The organism is Plantibacter flavus, assembly GCF_002024505.1.
Taxonomy (GTDB): domain Bacteria; phylum Actinomycetota; class Actinomycetes; order Actinomycetales; family Microbacteriaceae; genus Plantibacter; species Plantibacter flavus_A.
In genome coordinates this window covers 625,266-647,776 of sequence record NZ_CP019402.1, presented here as the reverse complement: position 1 = coordinate 647,776, position 22,511 = coordinate 625,266, and the positions used below count along the sequence as shown (strand labels likewise).

The following is a 22,511-nucleotide window of genomic DNA, read 5'->3' as shown; positions in this document are numbered from 1 at the left end:
CATGTCAGGACTCCATCTGGCGGGTGCGGGGGTCGAGCACCGCGTAGGCGACGTCGGCCAGGATGTTCGCGACGAGGACGGTGAGGGTGATGACGAGGAAGAGCCCCTGCATGAGCGGGTAGTCCTTCGCCGTCGTGGCGTCGAGCAGGAGCTTGCCGACGCCCGGGTAGGAGAAGACCATCTCCATGACGATCGTGCCGCCGACGATGAAGCCGAGCGACAGGGCGAAGCTCGACAGCTGCGGCAGCATGGCGTTGCGTGCGGCGTAGTCGACGAGCACCCGGCGGGTCGGCAGGCCCTTCGCCTGGGCGACGGTCACGTAGTCCTCGTCGAGGACGGTGACCATCATGTTGCGCATGCCGAGGATCCAGCCGCCGAGCGAGGCGAGCACGATCGTCGCCGCCGGGAGGAAGCCGTGCGCGATCACCTGCCCGATGAAGTCGAGCGAGAGCTCAGGCCTCGATCCCTTGCCGTAGGCGTGGGAGGCGGGGAACCAGCCGAGGAGGGTGGAGAACACGGCGATCGCGATGAGGCCCATCCAGAAGTACGGCACGGTCGAGAAGAAGGTGGACAGCGGGACGATGAAGTCCGCCTTACTGCCGCGTCGCCAGCCGATGAGGGCGCCGATGGAGGTGCCGAGGACGAACGACAGGATCGTCGCGATCCCGACGAGGCCCACGGTCCACGGCAGGGCGGCGGCGATCACGTCGGTGACGGGTGCGAGGCCCTTCGAGAAGGACCGTCCGAGGTCGCCCGAGAACAGCAACCGCCAGTAGTCCAGGTACTGCTCGAGCATCGACTTGTCGGCGTCGAGTCCGAACAGGGTGCGCAGCGAGTCCGCGGCCTCGGGGCTGATGCGGCCCTGGTTCTTCGCGATGTACGCCGAGACGGGGTCGCCCTTGAGCATGCGTGGCAGGAAGAAGTTGATCGTGATCGCAGCCCACGCGGTGAACGCGTAGAAGGCGGCGCGACGGAGGAAGAAGGTCATGGTCGGCTCCCTGCCGATTCGGAGAGCGCGTCGCCCGCGAAGTGGCGGTCGGGGTCGGGCGACGCGTTGCGGAGGGCGAGCGTGTAGGGGTGCTGCGGGCGGAGGATCACGTCGTCGGCCGGGCCTCGCTCGACCACCTCGCCGTGGTGCAGGACCATGATCTCGTCGCTGAAGTGTCGCGCGGTCGCGAGGTCGTGCGTGATGTAGAGCACGCCGAGTCGCGACTCGCGCTGCAGCTCGGCCAGGAGGTTGAGGACGCCCAGCCGGATGGAGACGTCGAGCATCGAGACGGGCTCGTCGGCGATGAGGAGGGACGGACGCGACGCGAGCGCACGGGCGATGGCGACCCGCTGGCGCTGACCGCCGGACAGTTCGTGAGGCCGACGGTCGATGGTGCCGGCGGGGTCGAGCTGCACGCGCTCGAGGAGGCGGTGCACCTCGTCCTCGACCTCGGACTCGGGGACGACGTGGTCGAGGCGCAACGGCCGCTCCAGGTGGTGGCGGATCGTGTGCGACGGGTTCAGCGAGGCGAACGGATCCTGGAAGACCATGCGGACCTGCTGGCGGTAGCGGCGAAGTGCACGACCACGACGCGGGATCGCCTTCCCGTCGAGCAGGATGTCGCCGCTCGTCGCCCGTTCCAGCTGGGTGAGGATCTTCGCGATGGTCGACTTGCCGCTGCCGGACTGTCCGACGAGGGCAAGCGTCTGGCCGGACCGCAGGGTGAAGCTGACGTCGTCGAGCGCGAGCATGTGGCCGGAGCCACGGACCCGGTAGCGCTTCGACACGTGGGAGAACTCGAGGGTGGTCATGCGGTCGCTCCTGCCTGGGTGGCCGACGTGGCGGCGCTGGTCCCGCGGACGAAGTCGCCGCGCTCGCCGGTGAGGCTCGGGAAGGACGCGAGCAGCTTCCGCGTGTACGGGTCCTTCGCCTGTCGGTAGATGCGTTCCGCCGTGTCGATCTCGACGAGCCGACCGGCGCGCATGACGGCGATGCGGTCGGAGATCTCGAGGAGCAGCGGGAGGTCGTGGGTGATGAAGATGACCGAGAACCCGAACTCGGTGCGGAGCTCGGAGATCTGCTGGAGGATCTCGCGCTGCACGAGCACGTCGAGGGCGGTGGTCGGTTCGTCCATGATCATCAGCTGCGGCTTCAGGGCGAGCGCCATCGCGATCATGACGCGCTGGCGCATGCCGCCGGAGAGCTCGTGCGGGTAGGACTTCAGGCGGTCGCGGCCGACCCCGACGATGTCGAGCAGCTTGCCCGCCTCCTCGCGGCGTTCGGCTCGCGACATGCCCCGGCGGTGCGTGGTGAAGACGTCGTCGAGCTGCCGACCGATCGAGGTGACCGGGTTGAGGGCGTTCATCGCGCCCTGGAACACCATGGAGGCCTTGTCCCAGCGGAACGCGCGCATCTCCTCCTCGCCGAGCAGGCCGAGGTCGATGTCCTCGCCGGACTCGTCGTGGAAGACGGCGGTGCCGCCGGTGATGACCGCCGGTGGTTTGAGGAGCCGTTGCAGGCCGTAGGCGAGGGTGGTCTTGCCGCAGCCGGACTCGCCGGCGAGGCCGAGGATCTCGCCGCGGCGGAGGGTGAGCGAGACGTCGCGCACGGCTTCGACGGGTGGTTCCACGTCGTAGGTGACGCTGAAGGAGGACACCGTCAGCAGGTCGTCGTTGGTCACTGCATGAGTCCGTTCTGTGCTGATGAGGAGGGTGCGGGGCGAGCCGAAGCCCGCCCCGCTGGGTGACGCCGTGCCTACTTCGCGGCCTTGAGCTGCGTGAGGATGTAGACCGCGGTCGGCTGCGTCGGGTCGGCGGGCGCGTACGGGTCGTCCTCGCTCGGCCATCCGGTGTAGTTCCGCGTGTTGTACGAGCCGATGAACGGGCGCGTGCCGATCGGCATGGCCGGGACGTCGGAGACGAAGAGCTTCTGCACGGTCTCGAGGGCGGCTGCGCGCGTCGCGTCGTCCGTGGCGTTGGCGTAGGCCGCGAGCGCCGCGGTGGCCTCCGGGCTGTCGTACCGACCGAAGTTGAAGTCGGCCGCCTGGCCCTCGGCGACGAGCCAGCGGCCGTCCATGATGTCGGAGTACAGGTCGTACGGCGTCGCGCCGGTGTCGGTCCAGTGCAGGATGGCCTGGAAGTCGCCGTCCGACTTCGCCGCCCACCAGGTGTCCTGGTCGGGGGTGTCGACCGTGGCGGTGACGCCCAGCGTCTTGACCGAGTCGGCGATGAGGCTGATGCCGGTCACGTAGTCGTTCCAGCCCTGCGGCACCGACAGCGTGAAGGTGACGGCCTCGCCGGACGGGTCGGTGAGGACGTCGTCCTCCCAGGTGTAGCCGGCGTCGGTCAGGACCTGCTTCGCGGCCTTCGCGTCGACGGTGTAGTCCTCGCCCTCGAACTCGGAGGCGATGAACGCGTCACCCGCCGGGGTCGGGAGGCCGGTCACCGAGCTGAGCTCGGGGACGCCGCCTTCACGGGCGATCTGCTGGTGCTGCTCGCGGTCGATGACGAGGTTCACCGCCTGGCGGAACGCGGGGTCGTTGAACGGCTTCGTCTGCGTGTTCACGAACATCGCGTCGACGGCGAGAGCGGCGGCCGCCCAGTAGACGTTGTGCTCCTTGTCCTTGTCGAGGTACGCGGACTGCACGTTCGGGATGAAGGCCTGCGCCCAGTCGGCGTCGCCGTTCGCGAGCGCGGTGGTGAGGGCCGTGTTGTCGTTGTACGACACGTAGTAGAGCGTCGGCACGGCCGGCTGCTCACCCCAGTAGTCGTCGCGGGCGGAGAGTTCGACGCTCTCGGTGCTGAAGCTCGTGAGCGTGTACGGGCCGGTGCCGACGGGCTCCGGGTTCTCGAAGGTGGCGGGGTCGTCGACGGACTCCCACACGTGCTTCGGGACGATCTGCTTGAGGAGCACCTTGTCCTGCTTCACGAACATGGGGTTCGTGAACGAGAGGGTGACGGTGTCGCCCTCGGTCGCGACCGTGGTGAGGCCGAGGGCCGAGTTGTCGAGTTCGGGGTGGTCGATGAACTGCTGGAAGGTGAACGCGATGTCGTCGGCGCTGAACGCCTCGCCGTCGTTCCAGGTGACGCCCTCGCGGGCGGTCAGCGCGACGGAGGTGTAGTCGTCGGACCAGGTGATCTCGGATGCGAGCCAGGGCTTCACCTCGGCACTCGGGTCGACGAGGTTGACGATCGCGAGCGGCTCCAGGATCGCGTTGATGTAGCCGAGCTTCATGGCGGACGAATCGCCGACGTAGGGGTTGTTGGACTCGGTGGCGATCGAGCCGTCCGGCTTCGCGATCGTCAGGGCGGCGCCGCTCTCGGGGCCGTCGCTCGACCCGCCGCCACCGGTGCATCCGGTGAGCAGCAGGGCTGTGGCCGCGAACGCGGCCAGCAGTGGGGTTCTCAGCTTCATCGCTTTCTCCTCTTGGGTGTGCGCTGCGGCAGTGCGGCGCAAGTCGGGATTCGGTGATAACTTACTGACCATTCAGTAAGTTGGCAAGCGCGGTAGTGTCGGGCGCATCGAGGCCCCCGCGGAACGGACACCATGAGCACGGTGAAACGACAGAACACGGTGAAACGACCGGCCCAGCCACGCCCGGCGACCGTGGCGAGGCGAGCCGAGGTCGTCCGCTCCGCGTTGGACGTCTTCGGCGCCAAGGGGTACGCGAACGGCACGCTCATCGACATCGCCGAGCTCGTCGACATGACGCCGGCGGGCATCCTGCACCACTTCGGGTCGAAGGACCAGCTCCTCCTCGAGGTGCTCAGCTACCGCGACGCGACGGACGTGCAGGACCTCGACGACCAGCACATCCCGGGCGGCATCGACCTGTTCAAGCACCTGATCCGCACTGCCGCCGCGAACGCGCAGCGCGCCGGGATCGTGCAGGCGTTCGTCGTCCTGTCGGCGGAGTCGGTGACCGAGGACCACCCGGCCAGGCACTACTTCGACGACCGCTACCGGACGCTGCGTCGGGAGATCGCGGAGGCGTTCGAGGTGGTGTGCGCCGAGCGGGGCGTCGATGCGCCCGAGACGATCCACCGTGCGGCGGCGTCCATCCTCGCGGTCATGGACGGCCTGCAGGTGCAGTGGCTCATCGACCCGGCGGACGTCGATCTCGCCGAGACGAGCGAGTACGCGATCCGGGTCATCGTCGAGTCCGTACTCGGTCCCGGCGCGCTGGACGACTGAGCCGAATCCGCACCCCACGTCCCCACCGCGAGCGCTACCGTGAGAGGCGGAGCCGGGCAGGACTCGGAGACGGTGATCGGAAGGACGTCGACATGGCCGAGAAACAATCGAGCACGAAGAGCGGATTCAGCGCCGAGGAACGCGCGGCGATGAAGGAGCGCGCCAAGGAGCTGAAGGCGGCTGCGAGTCGCGAGGAGGCCCTGCAGGCCGTCGTCGACGCGATCGCGGACATGGAGGACGCCGATCGTGCGATCGCCGAGCCGTTGCACGAGCTGATCATGGGCGGCGACTCCGGCCTCGCGGCCAAGACCTGGTACGGCATGCCCGCCTACGTCGGTGCCGACGGCAAGGCGGTCGTGTTCTTCCAGGCGGCGGCGAAGTTCAAGGCGCGCTACGCGACCATCGGGTTCAACGACTCCGCGAAGCTCGACGACGGCGACCTGTGGCCGACCGCGTTCGGTGTCACCGCGTGGAACGACGCCGTCGCGAAGCGTGTCGCGGACCTGCTCGCCCGGGCCGTCTGACCCCTCCGGCCGCTGGGCCCCGGTCCCTGAGCCCGTCGAAGGGCACACGAGCAACGTCCACAGCCGGCGCGACTCGGCATCTGGAATGTCAGTGGTCCATGATGGACTTGTCCCATGACCGAGACCTCCTCCGCCGCGATCCGCGTCGGCGACGAGTACGCCGCGCAGCTCGCGGAGTTCTCGGACGAGTGGGCGGAGCTCCATCGGCAACAAGCCGTCCTGGACGCACGCAAAGCGCGCCTCCTGGCCCGCTCCGCCGCCTACGCGGACGCCTTCGCCGACTCGGTCGTTCCGGCCGTGCTCCCGCCGGCCGAGCGCCAGGCGCTCTCGCGTCGCTCGACGTGTGCGGCCCTCGCGATGGCGACGCGCACGCCCGAGCAGACGGTCCAGCGGGCGACGAATGACGCCGAACGTCTCGTGAACGACGCCCCATCAGTCCTGGCGTCGCTCGAGGCCGGCCGTATCTCGGCGCGGCACGCGCAGACGATCATCGACCAACTCAGTGACGTCCCGGTCGCAGGGCGGGCGGCGTTTCTCGCAGAAGTCTTACCGGTCGCGGAGGAGTCCACCAACGCGAACCTTCGCAGGCGCGCCCGCGTCCTGCGCGAACGACTCCACCCCGAGTCCATCACCGCCCGAGCGGTCCGCTCTGAGGCCGACCGCCGCGTCGAGTTCGAAGCGGCCGCCGACGGCATGGCGTGGGTGCACCTGTTCACGACGGCGCCCATTGCGCAGGGCATCGCCGAGCGCATCGAAGCCGCCGCGGCCGAATCTCGCCAGGCCGGCGACACCCGCACCTGCGCACAATTGCAGGCCGACGCCCTCGCGGCCCTCGCCCTCACCGGCGTGACCCCGGAAGACGTTGCGTCCAGCCCGGTGCTCCCGCACCCGATCGAGGTCCAGGAGCACATCAAGCCGACCGTGCAGATCACGGTCCCGGCACTGAGCATGGCCGGTGCCTCTGACGCCCCGGCGATGCTCGACGGGTACGGCCCCATCGACCCGGAGACCGCAGCACGCATCGCGGTGAACGCGCCCAGCTTCACCCGGATCCTCGTCCAGCCGGAAACGGGTGCGGTTCTGTCCGTCGGGCGGCATCAATACCGCGTTCCGGCCGACCTCCAACGGGCAGTGCGCCTGCGGGACGGCACCTGTAGGGCACCGGGCTGCGGCAGACGCGCCAGAGCCTGCGACCTCGACCACTCGGTCGCGTGGGAAGACGGAGGCACGACAGATGTCGCGAATCTCGCCTGCCTGTGTCGACATCATCACCGGATGAAACACTTCCCCGGATGGAACCTCGACCATCAGCCGGGCGGGGTGCTCGAGTGGACGACACCCGACGGCAAGCAGTATCGGACGGAACCCGATCCCGCCCCATTCTGACCCCGACGGTCCCTGAGCCGGTCGAAGGGTTCCACGTGAGCACTTCGACAGCTCAGTGACCGGGAATCGTCCGTCCGCATCGGTTCGGTTCCCGAGCTGTGCTGCACTTCGACAAGCTCAGTTACCGGAAGAGGCGTGCCCGAACCGTTCCGGTCCCTGAGCCTGTCGAAGGGCAGCCGAGCCGAGTCACATCAGTGCCCGGGAGCAGCCTGCCCGTGCAACTCCGGGCCCCACGCCCTGCCCCGCGCTCACCGCCCACGCAGGGCCAGCCCGGTCGGCCTACCTGACACCGCGAGCAGCAGGTCGAGCGCCGATCCCTGGACCTCGTCGCCTTCACCCCAGCTCGTGCCGGCGTCCTCGGCGACGAGCCGGACGCCCTGGGCGCGTTCCTTGCCGCCGCCCATCGAGACACCGGTCCGGAGCTGGTACTCCAACGCCACCATGACCGCCGCTGTCGGATACCCCGCGCGGATGCCGAGCGGCCGACGGACGTCCTCGCCGTGCACGATGGCCTCGACGAGCCTGGTCGCGAGGTTCGCCGGCGGGGTGCATGTCAGCTCGGTGGCGTCTGCCAGAGCCCGGAGCGTCTCCTGTGGATCGTTCCTCCGCTCCCGCTCGACCCCGCGTGCGTTGTCGAGGTCGAAGTCGAATCGCGCGGCGACGAGTCGTCGGACGAATCCCAGCCGCGTCGTCTTCGCCGAGTCGACGAGATGGGCCACGACATCATGCACATCCCATCCCGTGCACAGCGACGGCGTCCCCCACTGCTCGTCGTCCAGCACCGACAGATCCGCGACCAGCCGCCGACGCTCCTCGTGGACGACCGGCCAGACGGTTCCTGGTGAAACCCGCATCCCCGCCGATCCACTCACCATCAGCGGTAGTGCTGCTCGCCCCGGGCGGCCTTCTCGACCACGTCGGCGATGCGCGCGGCCCTGATCGCGGGCGTCTTGATGTTGCTCAGGCGGAAGAAGACGCGGAATCGGTCGGTGCGGCCGAGCGTCGCGAAGTACGCCGCCGCCTCGGGGTTCGCATCAAGCGCCGCCTGGAGATCGTCCGGTGCGACGGCGTCCTTCTGCCGGTACGCCACGTCCCACCGCCCGTCGGCCTTGGCTCGTTCGATCTCCGCGAGCCCACCGGGACGCATCCGCCCCTCCTCGATGAGGCGGGCGACGTGCTCCCGGTTGATCTGCGACCACGGGCTGTTCTTCCGCCGCGGGGTGAACGCCTGCAGCGTGTAGTCGTCGTCGAACCGTTTGCTCTGCCCGTCGATCCACCCGTGGCAGAGGGCGACGTCCAGCGCCTCCGACCAGGTGATCCCCGATGCCTTCGACGTCTTCTTCCGCAGCTTCAACCGAACACCCGCGTCGCTCGGCGCACCAGCGAGATAGGCCTCCCACTCATCGAGCGTGAGGTCCAGGATCGGTTTCTCCTCGAAGCTCGCCACGTGAGCGAGCGTAGCGCGCACGGGCGACGCAGCCCAGACCTCGGTGCCGTCCGAACCGTCACCCAGGACTGGATAGGGTCGAAGCATCCTGATGAACGACGAGACGCTGTCGCGCGCCGCCGACACCCTGCGGGCCTGGGCTCTCGACGAGGACCTCAAAGCGCGAGTCCTCGCCCACCCTGAGGCTGCCGCCGTCGCCAAGCGGGCGGCCCTGCGATACATCGCCGGCGAGGACGCGGCTTCCGCATTGCGGCTCCTCGAAGCGAACGCCGATCGTGGGCACCGCTGGAGCATCGAGCTCGTCGGCGAGTCCGTCCGCGACGCACGTGTCGCCGACGAGCAGACCGCCGAGTTCGTCGACCTCGCCCGCCGGATCAGGGAGTCCGACCAGACCGCGACGATCTCGCTCGACCTCTCCCACATCGGTTCAGTCGTCTCCCCCGAGCTCGGCCTGCGCAACGGCCTGGCGCTCGCGCAGGCGGCACGGGATGCCGACACCTCGCTCATGATCTCCGCCGAGGGTTCCGACCGCACGGACCTCGTGTTGTCGATCTACGAGCAGATCGCCGACGCCTTCCCGGAGACCGGCGTCACCCTCCAGGCGAGACTGCACCGCACCCCCGCGGACCTCGACCGCGTGCTGGATCGGCCCGGGCCGATCCGCGTCGTCAAGGGCGCCTTCCTCGAATCGACCGAGGTGGCCCACCCCCGCGACTCCGCACCGATGACCGTCGCCTACATCAGCATGGTCACGCGACTCGTGGGGTCGGGTCACCGTGTCAACGTCGCCACCCATGACGCGAACCTCGTCGCCGCACTCGAGGGTGCGCTGGGCGACGATCTCCGTCAGCCGCACGTGGAGTTCGAGATGCTCCAGGGACTCGGCACCGAACTCCTCGACGACCTCCGCCGCCGCGGGTTCACGACGCGCGAGTACCTCGTCTACGGACCCGAGTGGTGGCTCTACGTCCTCAACCGGATCGCCGAGCACCCCGAGCGGGTCATCGAGGCGATCGCCGACATCGGCCCGATCGCGCTCCTCGCCTGATCAGCCGAGCGGGTCGGACTCCAGGCGGTGGAAGTTGCGGTTCTGGTAGACGAGCGCCGGCGCGTCCGTGCCGGGCGGGATGACCTCCAGCACCTCGGCGATGACGAGCATCGAGCTGCCGGCCGGGACCGTCTGCACGATCCGGCAGCGCAGTGCCGCCCGGGCGCTCGGCAGGTAGGGCTCGCCGGTCGCGAGTCGCTCCCAGTGCTGTTCCGGCGTGAAGCGCGGCTCCCCCGTCTTGGCGAACGCCTTCGCGACCTCCAGGTGGTGATCCGCCAGGAGGTGGACGACGACCGTTCCCGCACTGAGCAGTCCGCCCGCGGACCCCGTCGCTCGCGTGACCGAGAAGGACAGCATCGGCGGGTCGACGGCCACCGATGCGACCGATGACGCCGTCAGCCCGACGTCTCCCTGATCGGTCGAGGCACTGATCAGTGCGACGCCGGCCGGGTGGTCACGGAACGCCGTCTTGAACCCGTCGACGGTCGCGGCGCGGGCGAGGGCATCGGGATCGGCGGACGGCGTGGTGGGAATGGTCATGCTTCAACCGTAGAACCTCAATCGGTCTTGAGGTCAACTCAAGGAGCGGCGATCTCCGGCTACTCGAACATCTCCGCCAGGAGCGCGTGCGGGTCGCCGTCGATCCGGTGCTCCGAGCGGCCCTCGGGCCAGAACGTGACCCCGTCGTCATCCCAGCACGGGACGACGTGGAGATGGAGGTGGGGGACGCTCTGCCCGGCGTCGGCACCGGACGCGCTCAGCACGACGACGCCGGTCGCCCCGAGCGCCGCCCGCATCGCGCGTCCTACCCGCTGAGCGAGGGCCGTCGTCGCCTGCAGAGCCCGCGGGTCGGCGTCCAGCAGCCCGACGCTGTGCGCTCGCGGCACGACCAGGGTGTGGCCGGGGGCGAGCTCCGACTCGGGCAACGGCCGGAAGGCGACCGCCTCGTCCTCACGCTCCACCCAGGTGACGTCGTCGGGCTCGTCACGCAGGATGCGGCAGAAAGTGCAGGTGTCGGACATCAGTCCATTGTCAGCGACGACGGAGCACCCTCGCCAGGACCGCCACCGGCACGGCGACGACGAGGACCGACGCCACTCGCGCGAACAACGAACGCTTCGGGAACTCGGCGTCCTCGCGGTCTTCTGCCGTCGGTTCGGCCGCCTCCACGAGATGGGTGCCGCCGGCACCGCCCTCGGCGAGGTGGGCGAGTCGGCGCAGCGTCTCGATGTTGCGGATGTGCAGCCCGATGTCGAGGAGCCAGACCGGGATCAGCGCACCAGGGCCCGTCACGGCGTGCTCGTGCAGGTGGACCACGCACCCGCGCTCGTGCGGTTCCACCTCGATGGCGACACGGGCCTCACCGAGCGGCCACCCCTTCGGCTGGATGACGAACCGGTGCGGAGCATCCCACTGGAGCACGGTGGTCTCGTCGTCCAGCACCGCCGGCCAGACACCGAAGGAGTGGTGCAGCTTCCCGCCCACATGCGGCCACAGGTCACCGACGTCACGCATGCGGGACGCACCGACCACCCACGCCGGGAAGAGCCAACCGTCGGCGAGGACGGCGAAGACGCGGTCGGGCGGGCAGTCGAAGACCTTGGTGGTGTGGGACACGGTGGTGTTCCTTTCGCTGAAAGCGGGGATGGAGGTCAGGAGGGGCGCGCGGTTCGGTCTGGCGCGAGCGACGGCATGCGGTCGCGACCGAACACCGAGCGGAGGGCGCTGCGGGCGGCGTGCCAGCCGGCGAGACCGTGGACGCCCGGGCCCGGTGGGGTCGACGAGGAGCACAGGAAGATCCCCGGCGTCGGCGTCCGCCACGGGTCGTTCGAGAGCACGGGACGCGCGACGAGCTGGGCGAAGGTCGCAGCGCCGGCGGCGATGTCGCCGAGGACGTAGTTCGGGTTGTACCGCGCCATGTCGCGGGCGGTCATCGACGCCGACGTCAGGATCACGTCGCGGAACCCGGGGGCGAAGCGCTCGATCTGCCGGGTGATCGCCTCGGTCTGGTCGAGACCGGACCCGCTCGGCACATGCGTGTAGGCCCAGAGGACCTGGGCGCCACCGGGAGCGCGACCAGGATCGCCGACGTCGGGCTGCGAGACGAGGACGTAGGGCGACTCGCTGTGCCGCCCGCGGGCGACGTCGCGCTCGGCGGCGGCGATCTCCGGGCGGGTGCCGCCGAGGTGGAGCGTGCCGGCCCGCGCCAGTTCCGGGTTCGTCCACGGGACGGGACCTGAGAGTGCGAAGTCGACCTTGGCCACGCCGTCGCCGTACCGGAATCGGGAGAGACGACGGAGGTACGCGTCGGGCAGACGGCTGCCCGCGATCTCGGCGAGCGCCTTCGGGGTCGTGTCGAACAGGACGGCACGGGCGGACGGCAGTTCGTCGATGGAGCGCACCTCGGTTCCGGTGACGATCTCACCGCCGTGGGCCAACAGGTCGTCCGCGAGCGCGTCGACGATCGCCTGGCTGCCGCCGACGGGGATGGGCCAACCGCGGGCGTGCGCATACGCGCCGAGCGACAGGGCGGCGGCCGAGGTGGACAGGCTCGGCATCGGCCGGATGGAGTGGGCGGCGACACCGCTGAGCATCGCCGGAGCGGTCTGCTCGCGGAACCGGAGGTTCCAGGCCGGGCTGCCCTGCTCGAGCGCGCGGAGGCCGAAGCGCGCGACCGTGACCGGGTGGCGCGGCACCTGCAGGAGCTTGCCGCCGGTGAACTGCGAGACGCGGTCGGCGTCGGCGGCGAGTGGTCCCATGAGCGAGCGCCAGGCCCCGCCGTCCCGTCCGAGGGCGTCGGCGGTGCGGTCGATGTCGCGGTAGGCGATGCCGGCCCGGCCACCGTCGAGCGGGTGGGCGTAGGAGATCTCCGGCACGACGAGGTCGATGCGGCGCTCGAGGCCGAAGGACCGGAAGAAGCCGGAGGCGAGCGCCATCGGGTGGACGGCGGAGCAGATGTCGTGGTGGAAGCCGGGCAGCGTCAGCTCGGCGGTCCTGGCTCCACCGCCGATCGTGTCGCCTCGCTCGACCACCTGCACGTGCAGGCCGGCCCGCGCGAGGGTCACCGCGGCGGCGAGCCCATTGGGCCCCGCGCCGACGACCACCGCGTCGAACTGCTCGCGCCGCACCATCGCGCTCAGCGCCGCTTCGCCGCGCCGGCCACGAGGGCGACGCCCGCTGCGAGGGTGCCGGCGGCCGCCGCGTACACCCCGCGACGGTGGCGGATCGCCCAGGTCTGCGGGCTCCACGAGTGGGCCTTGTCGCTGAACACGCCGCGGGCGCCGTGGTCACCGGGGGCCGGCGTGTAGACGTTGTCCGGCAGGCGCGGGTCGTGCTTGTCCGGCGCAAGCTGCCCGGAGTATCCGGTCCTGGCGAGGAACCAGTCGAGGAAGCCGCCGGCGAAGCGGTCGCCGAGGATCGTGCCGACGGTGGACTCGCCCACCCAGGTGCGTCGCCGCGGGCGGTCGGCGACGTCCGCGATGGCGGTCGCGCCCACCTCGGGCTGGTAGATCGGGGGCACCGGCTGCGGGTGCTCGGGCAGCTGCGACTTCACCCAGCTGAACTGGATGGTGTTGAGCGCCGGCATGTCCACCGTCGAGAGTTTGACGTTGCTGCCGTCGTGGAGGAGCTCGGCGGTGACCGACTCCGTGAACCCGCGGGCACCGAACTTCGACCCGCAGTAGGCGGCCTGCAACGGGATGCCGCGGTGGGCGAGGGCGGAACCGACCTGGATCACGTGCCCACGGTCGCGCGGGACCATGCGCGAGAGGGCGGCCCTGGTGCCGTTGACGAAGCCGAAGAAGTTGACGGCGACGGCGCGCTCGAAGTCCGCCGGTTCGGTCGTGAGGAAGTCCCCGAACACACCGACCATGGCGCAGTTCACCCACAGCTCGATCGGTCCGAGTTCCGCCTCGACCCGGTCCGCCGCCTGCTCGACGGCCTCCCGGTCGGCCACGTCCGTCGGCACAGCCAGCCCGCGACGTCCGGCCTGCTCGACCTCGGCGACGGTGGCTGCGAGTCCGTCCTCGCCACGCGCCAGCACCGCGACGTCCCAGCCACGGGCGGCGAGTTCGCGGACGGTCGCACGACCGAGCCCTGCGGTTCCGCCGGTGACGACGGCGACCCCGCGGCTCATCGCGCCGACCGATCGGCTGCTGCGGACCGCTGGGCGGAGGGGCGCGGAGAAGGTGTCGTCGTCAGAGGCATGACGCCACGTTAGGCGAATCCACCCCGCCGGGGCGGCCCCTTGCTTTCCCAGGCAGGACGGATCACCACCCGGCGGTCGCGGCGGGATGGCCGTACGATGAGCGGAGACCTCCCTCGACCCCGGAAGGAATGCGGACATGAGCGACACCTTCGCCATCGTGTACAGCGCACTCGACCGGGTCGACGAGGACGACCAGCTGGTGGAGCCGATCCTGCGGCTCATGCCGCTCAGCGGTGTCTCGATCGCGACGCTCGGCGACACCCTGAGCCCCGAGACGATCGCCGCGAGTGACGAGCAGATCGCGCTGCTCGACGAGCTCCAGTTCGACCTCTCGGAGGGCCCCTCCTGGGACGCGGTCGGCAGCGGCCGCCCGGTGCTGGAGGAGGCCGTCAAGCGGACCGGCTACGACTCCTGGCCGTCGTTCACCGAGGCTCTCCGCGACCACGCGGTCGGCTCCATCTTCGCCTTCCCGCTCCGCGTCGGGCCGCTCCAGGTGGGCGCGGTCGAGCTGTACGACACCGAAGAGCGCACGCTGGACACGCAGGCGGTCGAGGCCATGATGTCCCTCACCCGCCCGCTCAGCCGGTACGTCCTCCGCCGCACCCTCGAACTCGCGAGTCTCCCCGACACGGCGCAGCTCAAACCCCACGCCCGACGCCGGATCCACCAGGCGACCGGATTCGTGATCGCGCAGCTCGGGCTCTCCCCCGACGACGCCCACCTGCTGATCCAGGCACAGGCCTTCGCCCAGAACCGCTCGATGTCGGAGGTCGCGGAGGACATCCTCGAACGTCGCACCGGCTACGTGCTGCGCGACGAGACGATCGAAGACGAGCGATGAACGCGCGCGGCGACGACGGGACCGGTTCCGAGCTCCGTCACTCGACCGCCCTACTCGACGTGTTCGCGACGCTCGCCGACACGCTGGTGGACGACTACGACGTGGTCGACCTGCTGCAGATCCTGGTCGATGCCAGCGTCGACCTCCTCGACGTCCAGGCCTCGGGCATCCTCTTGGCGGATCCGCACGGCGACCTCGAGCTGATCGCGTCGACCAGCGAGTCCGGGAGGCTCGTGGAACTCATCCAGCTGAGCGCCGACGAAGGCCCGTGCATCGACAGCTTCCGTGCGGCGACGCCGGTGTCGATCCCCGAGATCGCCGCGGTCGCGAGCGACTGGCCGAGGTTCGCCGAGGTCGCGGCGACCGCGGGGTTCCGGTCGGCTCATGCCTTCCCGCTGCGACTCCGCCGGACCACCATCGGCACCCTGAACCTGTTCCGCACGGCTTCGGAGGCCTTCGACCGGTTCGAGTCACGGGCCGCGCAGGCGATGGCCGACGTGGCGACCATCGGCATCCTGCACGAGCGCACCCTTCGTGAGAGCGACGTGACCCGCGGTCAGTTGGAGTCCGCGCTGCAGTCGAGGGTCGTCATCGAGCAGGCGAAGGGCGTCGTCGCCTACACCGCTGCGATCTCGGTGGAAGCGGCCTTCGAGGTGATCCGCAAGTACGCGCGGAGTCGCCGTCGTCCGTTGGCGGACGTCGCCCGCGACATCGTGGAGCGTCGCCTCGAGCTCTGAGGATGCAGCGTACCCGAACGGGTAGCAGCTCGACGGCGGAAAGGCAAGAGCGCGCCGAACGGTCGAACGGCGACGACACTCGAAGGAGGGCACGGCGGTCCGACGACCGGTCGACGCAGCCGTCCCGCCTGACATCGGGTGCCACGACGCGCCCAGAGAGGAGATGCTCGTGTTCACCGAGCTCGACGAATTCCTACGCGGCATGGAGTACCCCTGCCGCCCCAGCGACCTGACGCGTGAGGCCCGCCGCGACCTGCTCCCGACCCACCTCGTGGAGGCGCTCCGCTCGCTCCCCGAGCGCAGCTACACCAGCCGCTGGGACGTCCTGCACCGCACCTCGATCGCGGAGGCGCTGCCGATCGGCGTCTGAGCGATCGCGCACCACGGCTGAGCGGCACCGGCATCGCGCCGGTGCCGCTCCGTCGTGTCAGGTCCACCGACCGACTCCACCGGCCGGACAGGTCGGAGATCATGCGGCGGTTCGCAACCCCCTCGGGCATCGTGGCGGTTCGTGGGGGCCGGGCCTACCGTAGGAAGCCGGGAGCGGAGCAGGAGGACCCATGGGCAAGATGATCTACGACGCCGAGGTGTCGGTGACGTTCGACGACCGGGTGCTCGCACACCTGCAGCAGGTCATCGGCGCGAAACTGCGTCGCGGTGAGGGGTTCTACTTCGGGTGGAAGGACGACCCGCGGGCCGGCGACGGCCGGACGACGATCTGGCTGCACCCCGCGATGTCGCTGCGATTCAAGTACGCGGGCAGCGTCCCCGTCGAACTCAACCGCGCATGGCTCGACGCGCTCGCCGTCAGCGCCGACTCGAACCACGGCCTGGTGCTCGTCCCGGAACCGGGTCCGCGCGTCTGAGGCTCCACAAGCCCTGAGGCCGTGCCCGGACGCCGGGTCCGTGCGCTATCGTCTCGGCATGACCGACAGCGACCAGACTCCGCACACGCACGACGAGAACCGACACGACCAGCTGACGACGGCCCCGAACGCCACCGAGGAGGACGCCGCGCCCCGCATCGACGTCACCGATCAGGGCGACGGCGTCACCCGCATCGACATCCGCGACGACGCTGCGGTGCGCCCGGGCGCAGACCCCGAGGACACCGAGCAGACGGACTGAGCCTGAACCCCGCCTGCTGCACGACGAAGCGCCGCCGACCCGAGGGTCGGCGGCGCTTCCGTGTCTGACGGGCTCAGCGGCCGTCGGCGTCGTGCAGAGGTGCCGCATCCGGCTGCTCGAGCACGTCCGGCTCGTCCGCCGTGTCCTCGTCCGTCGGCTCGTCCGGGATCTCGGTGGGCGGCGTTCCGACCACCATGTCCGGGTCGGTACCCAATGCGTCTGCTCCGGTGAAGTCGCTCATGTCGCTCCTGCTTCCTGTGGTGGTGGTCTGGGTGATGCTGGTATCGGGTGGTGGCGCTGGTCAGGCGACGACGACGTGCAGTCCGCCGGTGATCTCGATCTCCTCGAGCATCTCGGCGGCCATGCGTTCGTCGATCGGCGGCTCGAACTCGGCGTCGAACGCGAAGACGATCGGCTGCTCGGGCGAGACCGTGACCGGTTCCGATGATTGGAAGCGCCCGCGATGGAGTTGCAGCCGGAACGAGCGCTCGCCGAGCATCCGAGTGAGGATCACGCGTTCCAATTGGGCGAGCGTCTGATCGTCGACCTGTGATCGGAGCGCACCGAGGCGGAGGAATCCCATCGTCAGCCCCCTTTCTCAGGTGTGCCACGCTAGCGCGCAGAGATGGGGGCGCCCGGGCCATTGCGCGGATGGCCCGGGCAGCGGACAATGCGCGTGCGGGTCGTCGATCGAGCACCGCATCGTGGATAATCGGGCGCGCGCCAAGAATGTCTCGTATCCTGAGAGAGCGCTTCACCGACCCGGACCCCGTCGAGATGCGCGCCGTGTCGGCTGTCCACGTCGACGACGATCTCAGGGGTTGGAAGTCGAGGTTCCCAATGGGACAACTGGTCTACGGCACCGGGGATGCACGAGTGCGGCTCGACGACCGCACGCTCGCCCACGTCAAAACGATCGCACTCATGAAGCTGCGACGGAACGAGTCGTTCGCGCTCACGGTGCGACAGGACTCCACCACCGACGGACGCACGACGCTTTGGCTGCACCCGGCGATCGCCCTGCAGTTCTCCTTCGACTCCGACGAGGTCGGCGAGATGGACCGCGCATTGCTCGAAGGTTTTATGCACGAGGCGAACACCGGCGAGGTCGTCGTCCACGCGACGACCGGCGACGATGCGACCACCGGTTCACCGAAGCGGTGACTCCGGCGGCCGAGCCGCCTGTTCAGCTGTCGCGGAGCATCGCGATCAATTCGCTCTTGCGCTTGTCGGAATAGCCGGTGAGGCCTATCTCCTTCGCACGCTCGCGGAGCCGCGCGACGGTCCAGTCGTCGTACGATCCGGACTCGCCGCCCTTCTCCCCGATCGCCGAACGTCCCTGCTTGGCCGCCGCGTTCGAGATGCGTGCGGCTTTCCCCTTCGAGGCGCCCTCGTCGCGGAGCTTCTCATAGAGCTCGGGGTCCTTCAACGACGGATTCTCCGTGTCAGGCATATCGCCCTCCCTTCCGTGTGGAGGCCATTCTCCTCCGGCCGCGCTCACCCATCCAGCCCTAGCGCAGGAACCAGTCCCGTGGGTGCTGGTCCGCGGTCGGCGGCGTGCGCTCGATCGTCGGCCGGGCCCACTCGGCAGCGTTGGCCAGTACGCGGCGGATGTCGGGGTGGTGGTAGACCGGGTACTCCTGGTCACCGGGTGAGAAGTAGAACACCCGTCCGCGCCCGCGGTGGTAGGCGACACCGGACCGGAAGACCTCACCGCCGGCGAAGGTGGAGAGGAACACCTCCTCGTCGGGACGCGGGATGTCGAAGTGCTCCCCGTACATCTCCTGGCGGTCGATGACGATCGGGTGCGGGACACCCTGTGCGATCGGGTGGTCCGGGAGCACCGTCCAGACGAGTTCGCGCTCGCCGTCGTTGCGCCACTTGAGCGCGCAGCTCGTCCCCATGAGGCGTTGGAAGACCCGCGAGTAGTGACCGGAGTGCAGCACGACGATGCCCATGCCGGCGTGGACGTGTCGGACCACCCGCTCGACGACCTCGTCGGAGACCTGGTCGTGGGCGATGTGCCCCCACCAGAAGAGGACGTCGGTGTTCGCGAGGACCTCCTCGGTGAGACCGTGCTCGGGATCCTGGAGGGTCGCGGTCGAGACGGACACGGCGTCCCCGAGCGACTCCTCGAGGCCCGCCGCGATCACGGCATGGATGCCGTCGGGGTAGTGCCCCAGCACCACGGCGTCACCGCGGGACTCGTGGACGAACTCGTTCCAGACGCGGATGCGGATCGGTGTCGTGGTGCTCATGCGGGGACCTCCAGTTCGTGCCCGGCGGCGGCCGAGGCGTAGGCGGCGTCGATGACGCGGCTGCGGTGCAGTGCGTACTCGCCGTGGTGACCGGCGAAGCGGAGTTCGCCGCCGGCGGTCTCGCCCGCGCGGATGGTGTCGAGGAACTCCGCGATGACCGACTGGTGGTGACCGGCCGGGACCTGCACGGCGGGTCGTTCGATCGTCGGCGCACCGGCGACGTCACGGTAGATCGTGACCGTTCCTTCGGTGTTGTAGTTGTCGACGTGGAGGCGGACGCCACCCTCCGAGCCGAGCAGTTCGACCGAGATGTCCTCGTGCGCCTTCGAGTAGGAGGCCCACGACGCCTCGAGGTGCAGGCTGCCGCCGTCCTCGAACCGCAGGAGTGCGGACGCGAAGTCCTCGACGTCGAAGGCATGGGAGGACCGGCTCGAGACCGGACCGCCGCCGGAGGAGCCACCGCGGCCGGCGCGGCCGAGCTCGTTGTACGCGACGGCCGACACGTGCGTCACGCGCGGCTCACCGAGGAGCGAGAGCGCGATGTCGAGGACATGGGACCCGAGGTCGATGAGCGGCCCGCCGCCGGCCGCGGCCTTGTTGGTGAACCAGGAGTCGATACCGGGCACACCCTGGCGACGCAGCCAGGAGGCACGCGAGTGGTAGACGCGGCCGATCGGCTCCTCGGCGAGGTACCGCGCGAGGTAGGCGACGTCGGCACGGCGGCGGTGGTTGTAGGCGACCTCGAGAACGCGGTCGGCGGCGGTCGCGGCCTCCACCATCTCTGCGGCGAGGTCGGCGGTCGTGGCGAGCGGCTTCTCGCAGAAGACGTGCTTGCCGCTGCGGAGCGCGGCCACGGCGATCGGGTGGTGCAGGGCGTTCGGCACGCCGATCGACACGATGTCGAGGTCGTCGCGGGCGACGAGGTCCTCCCAGTCGGCGTAGGTCTCGGGGACCCCGCGGCTCTCGGCCAGCTCGGCGAGGCGCGCCGGTTCCTGGCCGGACAGCGCGACGACGGTGGCACCGGGGAGCGCGGTGAAGGCGTCCAGGTGCGTGGTCCCGGCGAAGCCGAGGCCGATGACGCCGACCCGGAGGTCCGAAGCGTCTGTTGTGGTCGGGGCGGTACTGGTGCTCATGCTCGGACGGTTCCTTTCGGGGTGCGGAGCCGAGCACTGTCGTGACCGGCGGTGGTCGACCTTCGCCACTAAATATAGCGGCCATATCTAGTAATGCAACCCTGCTACAGTCACCCCATGGCGGAACCGGGGATCGAGACGGGCAGGGCGAGCGTCGAACTCGTCGCCGCCTACGCCTTCGACCACGGTGCGTTCACGGCGAGTGACGTCATGGACGAGACCGGCCTGACCCGCGCCACCGTGCTGAACGCCTGCGACGCCCTCGCCGACCGCGGCTGGATCCGGGAGCTCGACGACGCCCGGGCCGCCGGCGACTACCGACGGGGACGACCGGCCCGGCGCTACGAACTCGCCGCGGACACCGCCTTCGTGATCGGACTCGACGTGGGGCAGCATCGGGTCGCAGCACTCGTCGCGACGCTCCGTGGTGAGGTCGTCGGCCGGGCCGAACGCCCCATCGTGGGCGGCGACGAAGACCCCGACCTCCGCCTCGCGACCGCACGGACCGTCGTCGAGGAGGCGACCGCGCAGGCCGGCGCGACGCCGGGGCAGGTGCTCGTGACCGCCGTCGGTGTCCCGGCACCGGTGGACGCGCACGGCCGCTCCCCGCGCGGCGATCACGACTACTGGGCCCGGATGAACCCCGACTTCGCGAGCCGCCTCGGCCCCTGGGGCGAGGTCGTGCTCGAGAACGACGCCAACCTCGCGGCCACGGCGGAGCGCGCCCTCGGGGAGGTGGCACGCGAGTCCATCGCCGTCCTCCTGGCCGAGGCGAGTTTCGGGGCGGGACTCATCGTCGACGGTGTGCTGCTGCACGGCGGGGCGGGCGGCGCGGGCGAACTCCGCGTGCTCGGCATGGTCGAGGGCGTCGGTTCACCGGAGGGCCTGGACGGTGCGGCACGGTCGTGGCTGGAGGAGGATCAGCGATCCGGTGCGGTGCCGGCGTCGTCTCCCCTCGCACGGACACCGATCGACGCCCTCGACGTCGGCCGCGTCATCGACGCCGCCGCCTCGGGCGACGCCTACGCCGGCAGACTCGTCGAACGTCTCGGGGAACGCCTCGGGCGGGTGTGCGTCCTGTTCGGCAGCCTGCTCGACGTGGACGAGGTCGTCGTCGCCGGCGGCGTGGCCCGCGTCGCCTCCCCCGTCATCGCCGCGGCTCAGACCTGGCTCGACGAGGGGACCTACGCGCCGACGCCGATCGTGCGGGCCTCGCGACTCGGCGCGGACGTCGTCGCCCTGGGCGCGATCACCCGGGCGGTCGCGACGATCCGCTCCCAGCCGTGGCGCTTCGCCGCTCCGATCCCGCGCTGAGTCCGCGCGCCGCCCATCGCAGGCCGGACACGGCGCAGGGCCCCACCTTCCGCCAAGATCGGTGGGGCCCTGTGAGCGGTGTCACCGCAGTGCGAACGATCGTTCCGGCCGTACTCGTTCAGAGCGTTCGCAGGGGACGGGCGACGCAGAGCGGGCCCGTGTGATTCAAGATTCGCAGCAGAAATACGTTCATCCCGCCCTGAACGACCGTTAATAATCGCGGTTCTTACCGATTGCTGAAGTTCTGTGCAACGGCTGCTACTGCACCGACCATCCACCGTCGGACGGCAGGATGACGCCGTTGACGTTCACGCCGTCATCGCTCAGCAGGAAGGTGATGGACGCGGCGAGCTGCTCCGCGGTCGCGATCGTCGGGATCGCCGCCTGGAACGGTCCGAGCCGCGCCGAACCCGCTTCGGAGACGTTCGGCGGGAAGGGGATCCCTGTGGCGACACCGCCCGGAGCGACGGCGTTGACCCGGACGCCGTGCGGTCCGTACATGAAGGCGGCGCTCTTGGTCATGCCGACGACCGCGTGCTTCGAGGTCGTGTAGGCGTTCCCCGAGGCGTTGCCGCGCAGCCCGGCCTCGGACGCGATGTTGACGACCGAGCCGGATCCGGCCGCGACCATCGACGGTAGGACGGCGCGGGTCAGCTTGAACGCACCGGTGACGTTCACGCCCATCACCCGCTCCCAGGTCGCGTCGGAGGTCTCGTGGAGCGGGGAGAAGTCGTCGTTGATACCGGCGACGTTGGCGAGCGCGTCGATCCGCTCCCCCGCCGCAGCCACGATCGCGTCGATGTCGTCCTGTTTCGTGATGTCGCCGGCGACCGTGACGAGGTCGGCGTCCGGCAGGCTCGAAGCGAGGTCGGCGAGCTTGTCCTCGAAGAGGTCCACGGCCACGACCCGGCCGCCCTCACGCGCGACGCGGGATGCCGTGGCACGGCCGATACCGGAAGCGGCCCCGGTGACGATCACGGTCTTCCCGGCGAACCGACCCACGGTGATGCGCTCCTGCCACCCCTGGGGCGCGTCGTCGACGGGTACGACGCCGTCGTTCGCGGCGAGCACGAGGTCGTCGATGAGCGATTGGGGCAGCTTCCCCTGACTCAGGGCGACGAGCTGCTGAAGTGGGAGGCCCGAGATCGGGGCGAGCTGCGATTCCTCGGTGCCCAGCTGGGTGAGGAGGCCGCGGATGAGCGGTCCACCGGTGGGGTCGGCGAGCCACGCGGCGATCGGGGTGTTGGCGGTGAGGGCGCTCATGGGGGTTCCTTCGTTCTCGGGAGGGCGATGAGCGGCGGGACCG

The 22,511-nt window shown here is 70.0% G+C and carries 28 protein-coding genes; 11 read left to right on the top strand and 17 right to left on the bottom strand.

The window, feature by feature from the left end; translation table 11 throughout:
• Positions 1-4: 4 nt before the first annotated feature.
• From BWO91_RS03015 to BWO91_RS03000, 4 genes are all read right to left on the bottom strand, one after another.
• Positions 5-988 (bottom strand): ABC transporter permease, encoded by a 984-nt coding sequence (locus tag BWO91_RS03015; protein ID WP_079001137.1) that lies wholly within the window; start codon positions 986-988, stop codon positions 5-7.
• Positions 985-1,800: an ABC transporter ATP-binding protein gene (locus BWO91_RS03010; protein WP_079001135.1), complete on the bottom strand. Its 816-nt coding sequence runs from the start codon at positions 1,798-1,800 to the stop codon at positions 985-987. The genes BWO91_RS03015 and BWO91_RS03010 overlap by 4 nt, the downstream gene beginning before the upstream one ends.
• Positions 1,797-2,669 (bottom strand): ABC transporter ATP-binding protein, encoded by an 873-nt coding sequence (locus tag BWO91_RS03005; RefSeq protein ID WP_064297070.1) that lies wholly within the window; start codon positions 2,667-2,669, stop codon positions 1,797-1,799. Before BWO91_RS03005 ends, BWO91_RS03010 begins: the two co-directional genes overlap by 4 nt.
• Positions 2,670-2,743: 74 nt before the next feature.
• Positions 2,744-4,402, bottom strand: coding sequence for an ABC transporter substrate-binding protein (locus BWO91_RS03000; RefSeq protein ID WP_079001131.1), 1,659 nt, complete (start codon positions 4,400-4,402; stop codon positions 2,744-2,746).
• A gap of 132 nt (positions 4,403-4,534) precedes the next feature.
• On the opposite strand from BWO91_RS03000, the gene BWO91_RS02995 reads away from it, so the two are divergent.
• The 3 genes from BWO91_RS02995 (at position 4,535) to BWO91_RS02985 (ending at position 7,092) form a co-directional block, all read left to right on the top strand.
• The gene (locus tag BWO91_RS02995; protein ID WP_064297068.1) at positions 4,535-5,182 is read left to right on the top strand and encodes a TetR/AcrR family transcriptional regulator; all 648 of its coding nucleotides are present in this window, start codon (positions 4,535-4,537) and stop codon (positions 5,180-5,182) included.
• A gap of 92 nt (positions 5,183-5,274) precedes the next feature.
• Positions 5,275-5,706: a hypothetical protein gene (locus tag BWO91_RS02990; RefSeq protein ID WP_071261750.1), complete on the top strand. Its 432-nt coding sequence runs from the start codon at positions 5,275-5,277 to the stop codon at positions 5,704-5,706.
• 114 nt (positions 5,707-5,820) lie between these two features.
• Positions 5,821-7,092: an HNH endonuclease signature motif containing protein gene (locus BWO91_RS02985; protein WP_079001129.1), complete on the top strand. Its 1,272-nt coding sequence runs from the start codon at positions 5,821-5,823 to the stop codon at positions 7,090-7,092.
• Positions 7,093-7,340: 248 nt separating this feature from the next.
• On the opposite strand, the gene BWO91_RS02980 is transcribed toward BWO91_RS02985, so the two are convergent.
• Positions 7,341-7,946: a maleylpyruvate isomerase family mycothiol-dependent enzyme gene (locus BWO91_RS02980; RefSeq protein ID WP_079001127.1), complete on the bottom strand. Its 606-nt coding sequence runs from the start codon at positions 7,944-7,946 to the stop codon at positions 7,341-7,343.
• A gap of 20 nt (positions 7,947-7,966) precedes the next feature.
• Complete coding sequence (locus BWO91_RS02975) at positions 7,967-8,539, bottom strand: YdeI/OmpD-associated family protein (protein WP_079003815.1); 573 nt, start codon at positions 8,537-8,539, stop codon at positions 7,967-7,969.
• Between the two features lie 91 nt (positions 8,540-8,630).
• Between BWO91_RS02975 and BWO91_RS02970 the strand changes: the two genes are divergently transcribed.
• Positions 8,631-9,587: a proline dehydrogenase family protein gene (locus BWO91_RS02970; protein WP_079001125.1), complete on the top strand. Its 957-nt coding sequence runs from the start codon at positions 8,631-8,633 to the stop codon at positions 9,585-9,587.
• Here the strand turns inward: BWO91_RS02970 and BWO91_RS02965 are convergent, their stop codons facing one another.
• Genes BWO91_RS02965 through BWO91_RS02945 form a run of 5 tightly spaced genes read right to left on the bottom strand, consistent with a single transcriptional unit; the run spans position 9,588 to position 13,722 of the window.
• Positions 9,588-10,127, bottom strand: coding sequence for a flavin reductase family protein (locus BWO91_RS02965; RefSeq protein WP_079001123.1), 540 nt, complete (start codon positions 10,125-10,127; stop codon positions 9,588-9,590).
• 59 nt (positions 10,128-10,186) lie between these two features.
• On the bottom strand, positions 10,187-10,609 hold the full coding sequence (locus BWO91_RS02960; RefSeq protein ID WP_079001121.1) for an HIT family protein: 423 nt from the start codon (positions 10,607-10,609) through the stop codon (positions 10,187-10,189).
• Between the two features lie 10 nt (positions 10,610-10,619).
• Positions 10,620-11,204, bottom strand: a complete 585-nt coding sequence (locus tag BWO91_RS02955; RefSeq protein WP_079001119.1) for an SRPBCC family protein — start codon at positions 11,202-11,204, stop codon at positions 10,620-10,622.
• A gap of 35 nt (positions 11,205-11,239) precedes the next feature.
• Complete coding sequence (locus tag BWO91_RS02950) at positions 11,240-12,718, bottom strand: phytoene desaturase family protein (protein ID WP_079001117.1); 1,479 nt, start codon at positions 12,716-12,718, stop codon at positions 11,240-11,242.
• Between the two features lie 5 nt (positions 12,719-12,723).
• Positions 12,724-13,722 carry an SDR family oxidoreductase gene (locus tag BWO91_RS02945; RefSeq protein ID WP_079001115.1) on the bottom strand — a complete coding sequence of 333 codons (999 nt, stop codon included), beginning with the start codon at positions 13,720-13,722 and terminating at the stop codon, positions 12,724-12,726.
• Between the two features lie 208 nt (positions 13,723-13,930).
• Here BWO91_RS02945 and BWO91_RS02940 point away from each other — a divergent pair, with 208 nt between their 5' ends.
• From BWO91_RS02940 to BWO91_RS02920, 5 genes are all read left to right on the top strand, one after another.
• Positions 13,931-14,635, top strand: a complete 705-nt coding sequence (locus tag BWO91_RS02940) for a GAF and ANTAR domain-containing protein (RefSeq protein WP_079001113.1) — start codon at positions 13,931-13,933, stop codon at positions 14,633-14,635.
• Positions 14,632-15,372 carry a GAF and ANTAR domain-containing protein gene (locus BWO91_RS02935; RefSeq protein ID WP_064297058.1) on the top strand — a complete coding sequence of 247 codons (741 nt, stop codon included), beginning with the start codon at positions 14,632-14,634 and terminating at the stop codon, positions 15,370-15,372. Before BWO91_RS02940 ends, BWO91_RS02935 begins: the two co-directional genes overlap by 4 nt.
• A gap of 169 nt (positions 15,373-15,541) precedes the next feature.
• A complete protein-coding gene (locus tag BWO91_RS02930) occupies positions 15,542-15,742 on the top strand; it encodes a DUF2795 domain-containing protein (RefSeq protein ID WP_162235747.1) in 201 nt (66 codons plus the stop codon).
• Positions 15,743-15,932: 190 nt separating this feature from the next.
• Positions 15,933-16,238 carry a hypothetical protein gene (locus BWO91_RS02925; RefSeq protein WP_064297056.1) on the top strand — a complete coding sequence of 102 codons (306 nt, stop codon included), beginning with the start codon at positions 15,933-15,935 and terminating at the stop codon, positions 16,236-16,238.
• Between the two features lie 58 nt (positions 16,239-16,296).
• Positions 16,297-16,500, top strand: a complete 204-nt coding sequence (locus tag BWO91_RS02920; protein ID WP_064297055.1) for a hypothetical protein — start codon at positions 16,297-16,299, stop codon at positions 16,498-16,500.
• Positions 16,501-16,573: 73 nt separating this feature from the next.
• Here BWO91_RS02920 and BWO91_RS19570 read toward each other — a convergent pair whose 3' ends face one another.
• Positions 16,574-16,741 (bottom strand): hypothetical protein, encoded by a 168-nt coding sequence (locus BWO91_RS19570; RefSeq protein WP_153303366.1) that lies wholly within the window; start codon positions 16,739-16,741, stop codon positions 16,574-16,576.
• 60 nt (positions 16,742-16,801) lie between these two features.
• Complete coding sequence (locus tag BWO91_RS02915; RefSeq protein ID WP_064297054.1) at positions 16,802-17,083, bottom strand: hypothetical protein; 282 nt, start codon at positions 17,081-17,083, stop codon at positions 16,802-16,804.
• A gap of 257 nt (positions 17,084-17,340) precedes the next feature.
• Between BWO91_RS02915 and BWO91_RS02910 the strand changes: the two genes are divergently transcribed.
• Positions 17,341-17,664: a hypothetical protein gene (locus BWO91_RS02910; RefSeq protein ID WP_153303365.1), complete on the top strand. Its 324-nt coding sequence runs from the start codon at positions 17,341-17,343 to the stop codon at positions 17,662-17,664.
• Between the two features lie 22 nt (positions 17,665-17,686).
• Here BWO91_RS02910 and BWO91_RS02905 read toward each other — a convergent pair whose 3' ends face one another.
• Genes BWO91_RS02905 through BWO91_RS02895 form a run of 3 tightly spaced genes read right to left on the bottom strand, consistent with a single transcriptional unit; the run spans position 17,687 to position 19,891 of the window.
• Complete coding sequence (locus tag BWO91_RS02905; protein ID WP_064297053.1) at positions 17,687-17,953, bottom strand: DUF7218 family protein; 267 nt, start codon at positions 17,951-17,953, stop codon at positions 17,687-17,689.
• A gap of 58 nt (positions 17,954-18,011) precedes the next feature.
• The gene (locus BWO91_RS02900) at positions 18,012-18,758 is read right to left on the bottom strand and encodes a ThuA domain-containing protein (RefSeq protein ID WP_175116985.1); all 747 of its coding nucleotides are present in this window, start codon (positions 18,756-18,758) and stop codon (positions 18,012-18,014) included.
• A complete protein-coding gene (locus tag BWO91_RS02895; protein ID WP_071261738.1) occupies positions 18,755-19,891 on the bottom strand; it encodes a Gfo/Idh/MocA family protein in 1,137 nt (378 codons plus the stop codon). The genes BWO91_RS02900 and BWO91_RS02895 overlap by 4 nt, the downstream gene beginning before the upstream one ends.
• Positions 19,892-20,008: 117 nt before the next feature.
• Here BWO91_RS02895 and BWO91_RS02890 point away from each other — a divergent pair, with 117 nt between their 5' ends.
• Positions 20,009-21,205: an ROK family transcriptional regulator gene (locus BWO91_RS02890; protein WP_167620430.1), complete on the top strand. Its 1,197-nt coding sequence runs from the start codon at positions 20,009-20,011 to the stop codon at positions 21,203-21,205.
• Between the two features lie 258 nt (positions 21,206-21,463).
• Here BWO91_RS02890 and BWO91_RS02885 read toward each other — a convergent pair whose 3' ends face one another.
• Positions 21,464-22,468: an SDR family NAD(P)-dependent oxidoreductase gene (locus tag BWO91_RS02885; protein WP_079001107.1), complete on the bottom strand. Its 1,005-nt coding sequence runs from the start codon at positions 22,466-22,468 to the stop codon at positions 21,464-21,466.
• Positions 22,469-22,511 lie beyond the last annotated feature (43 nt).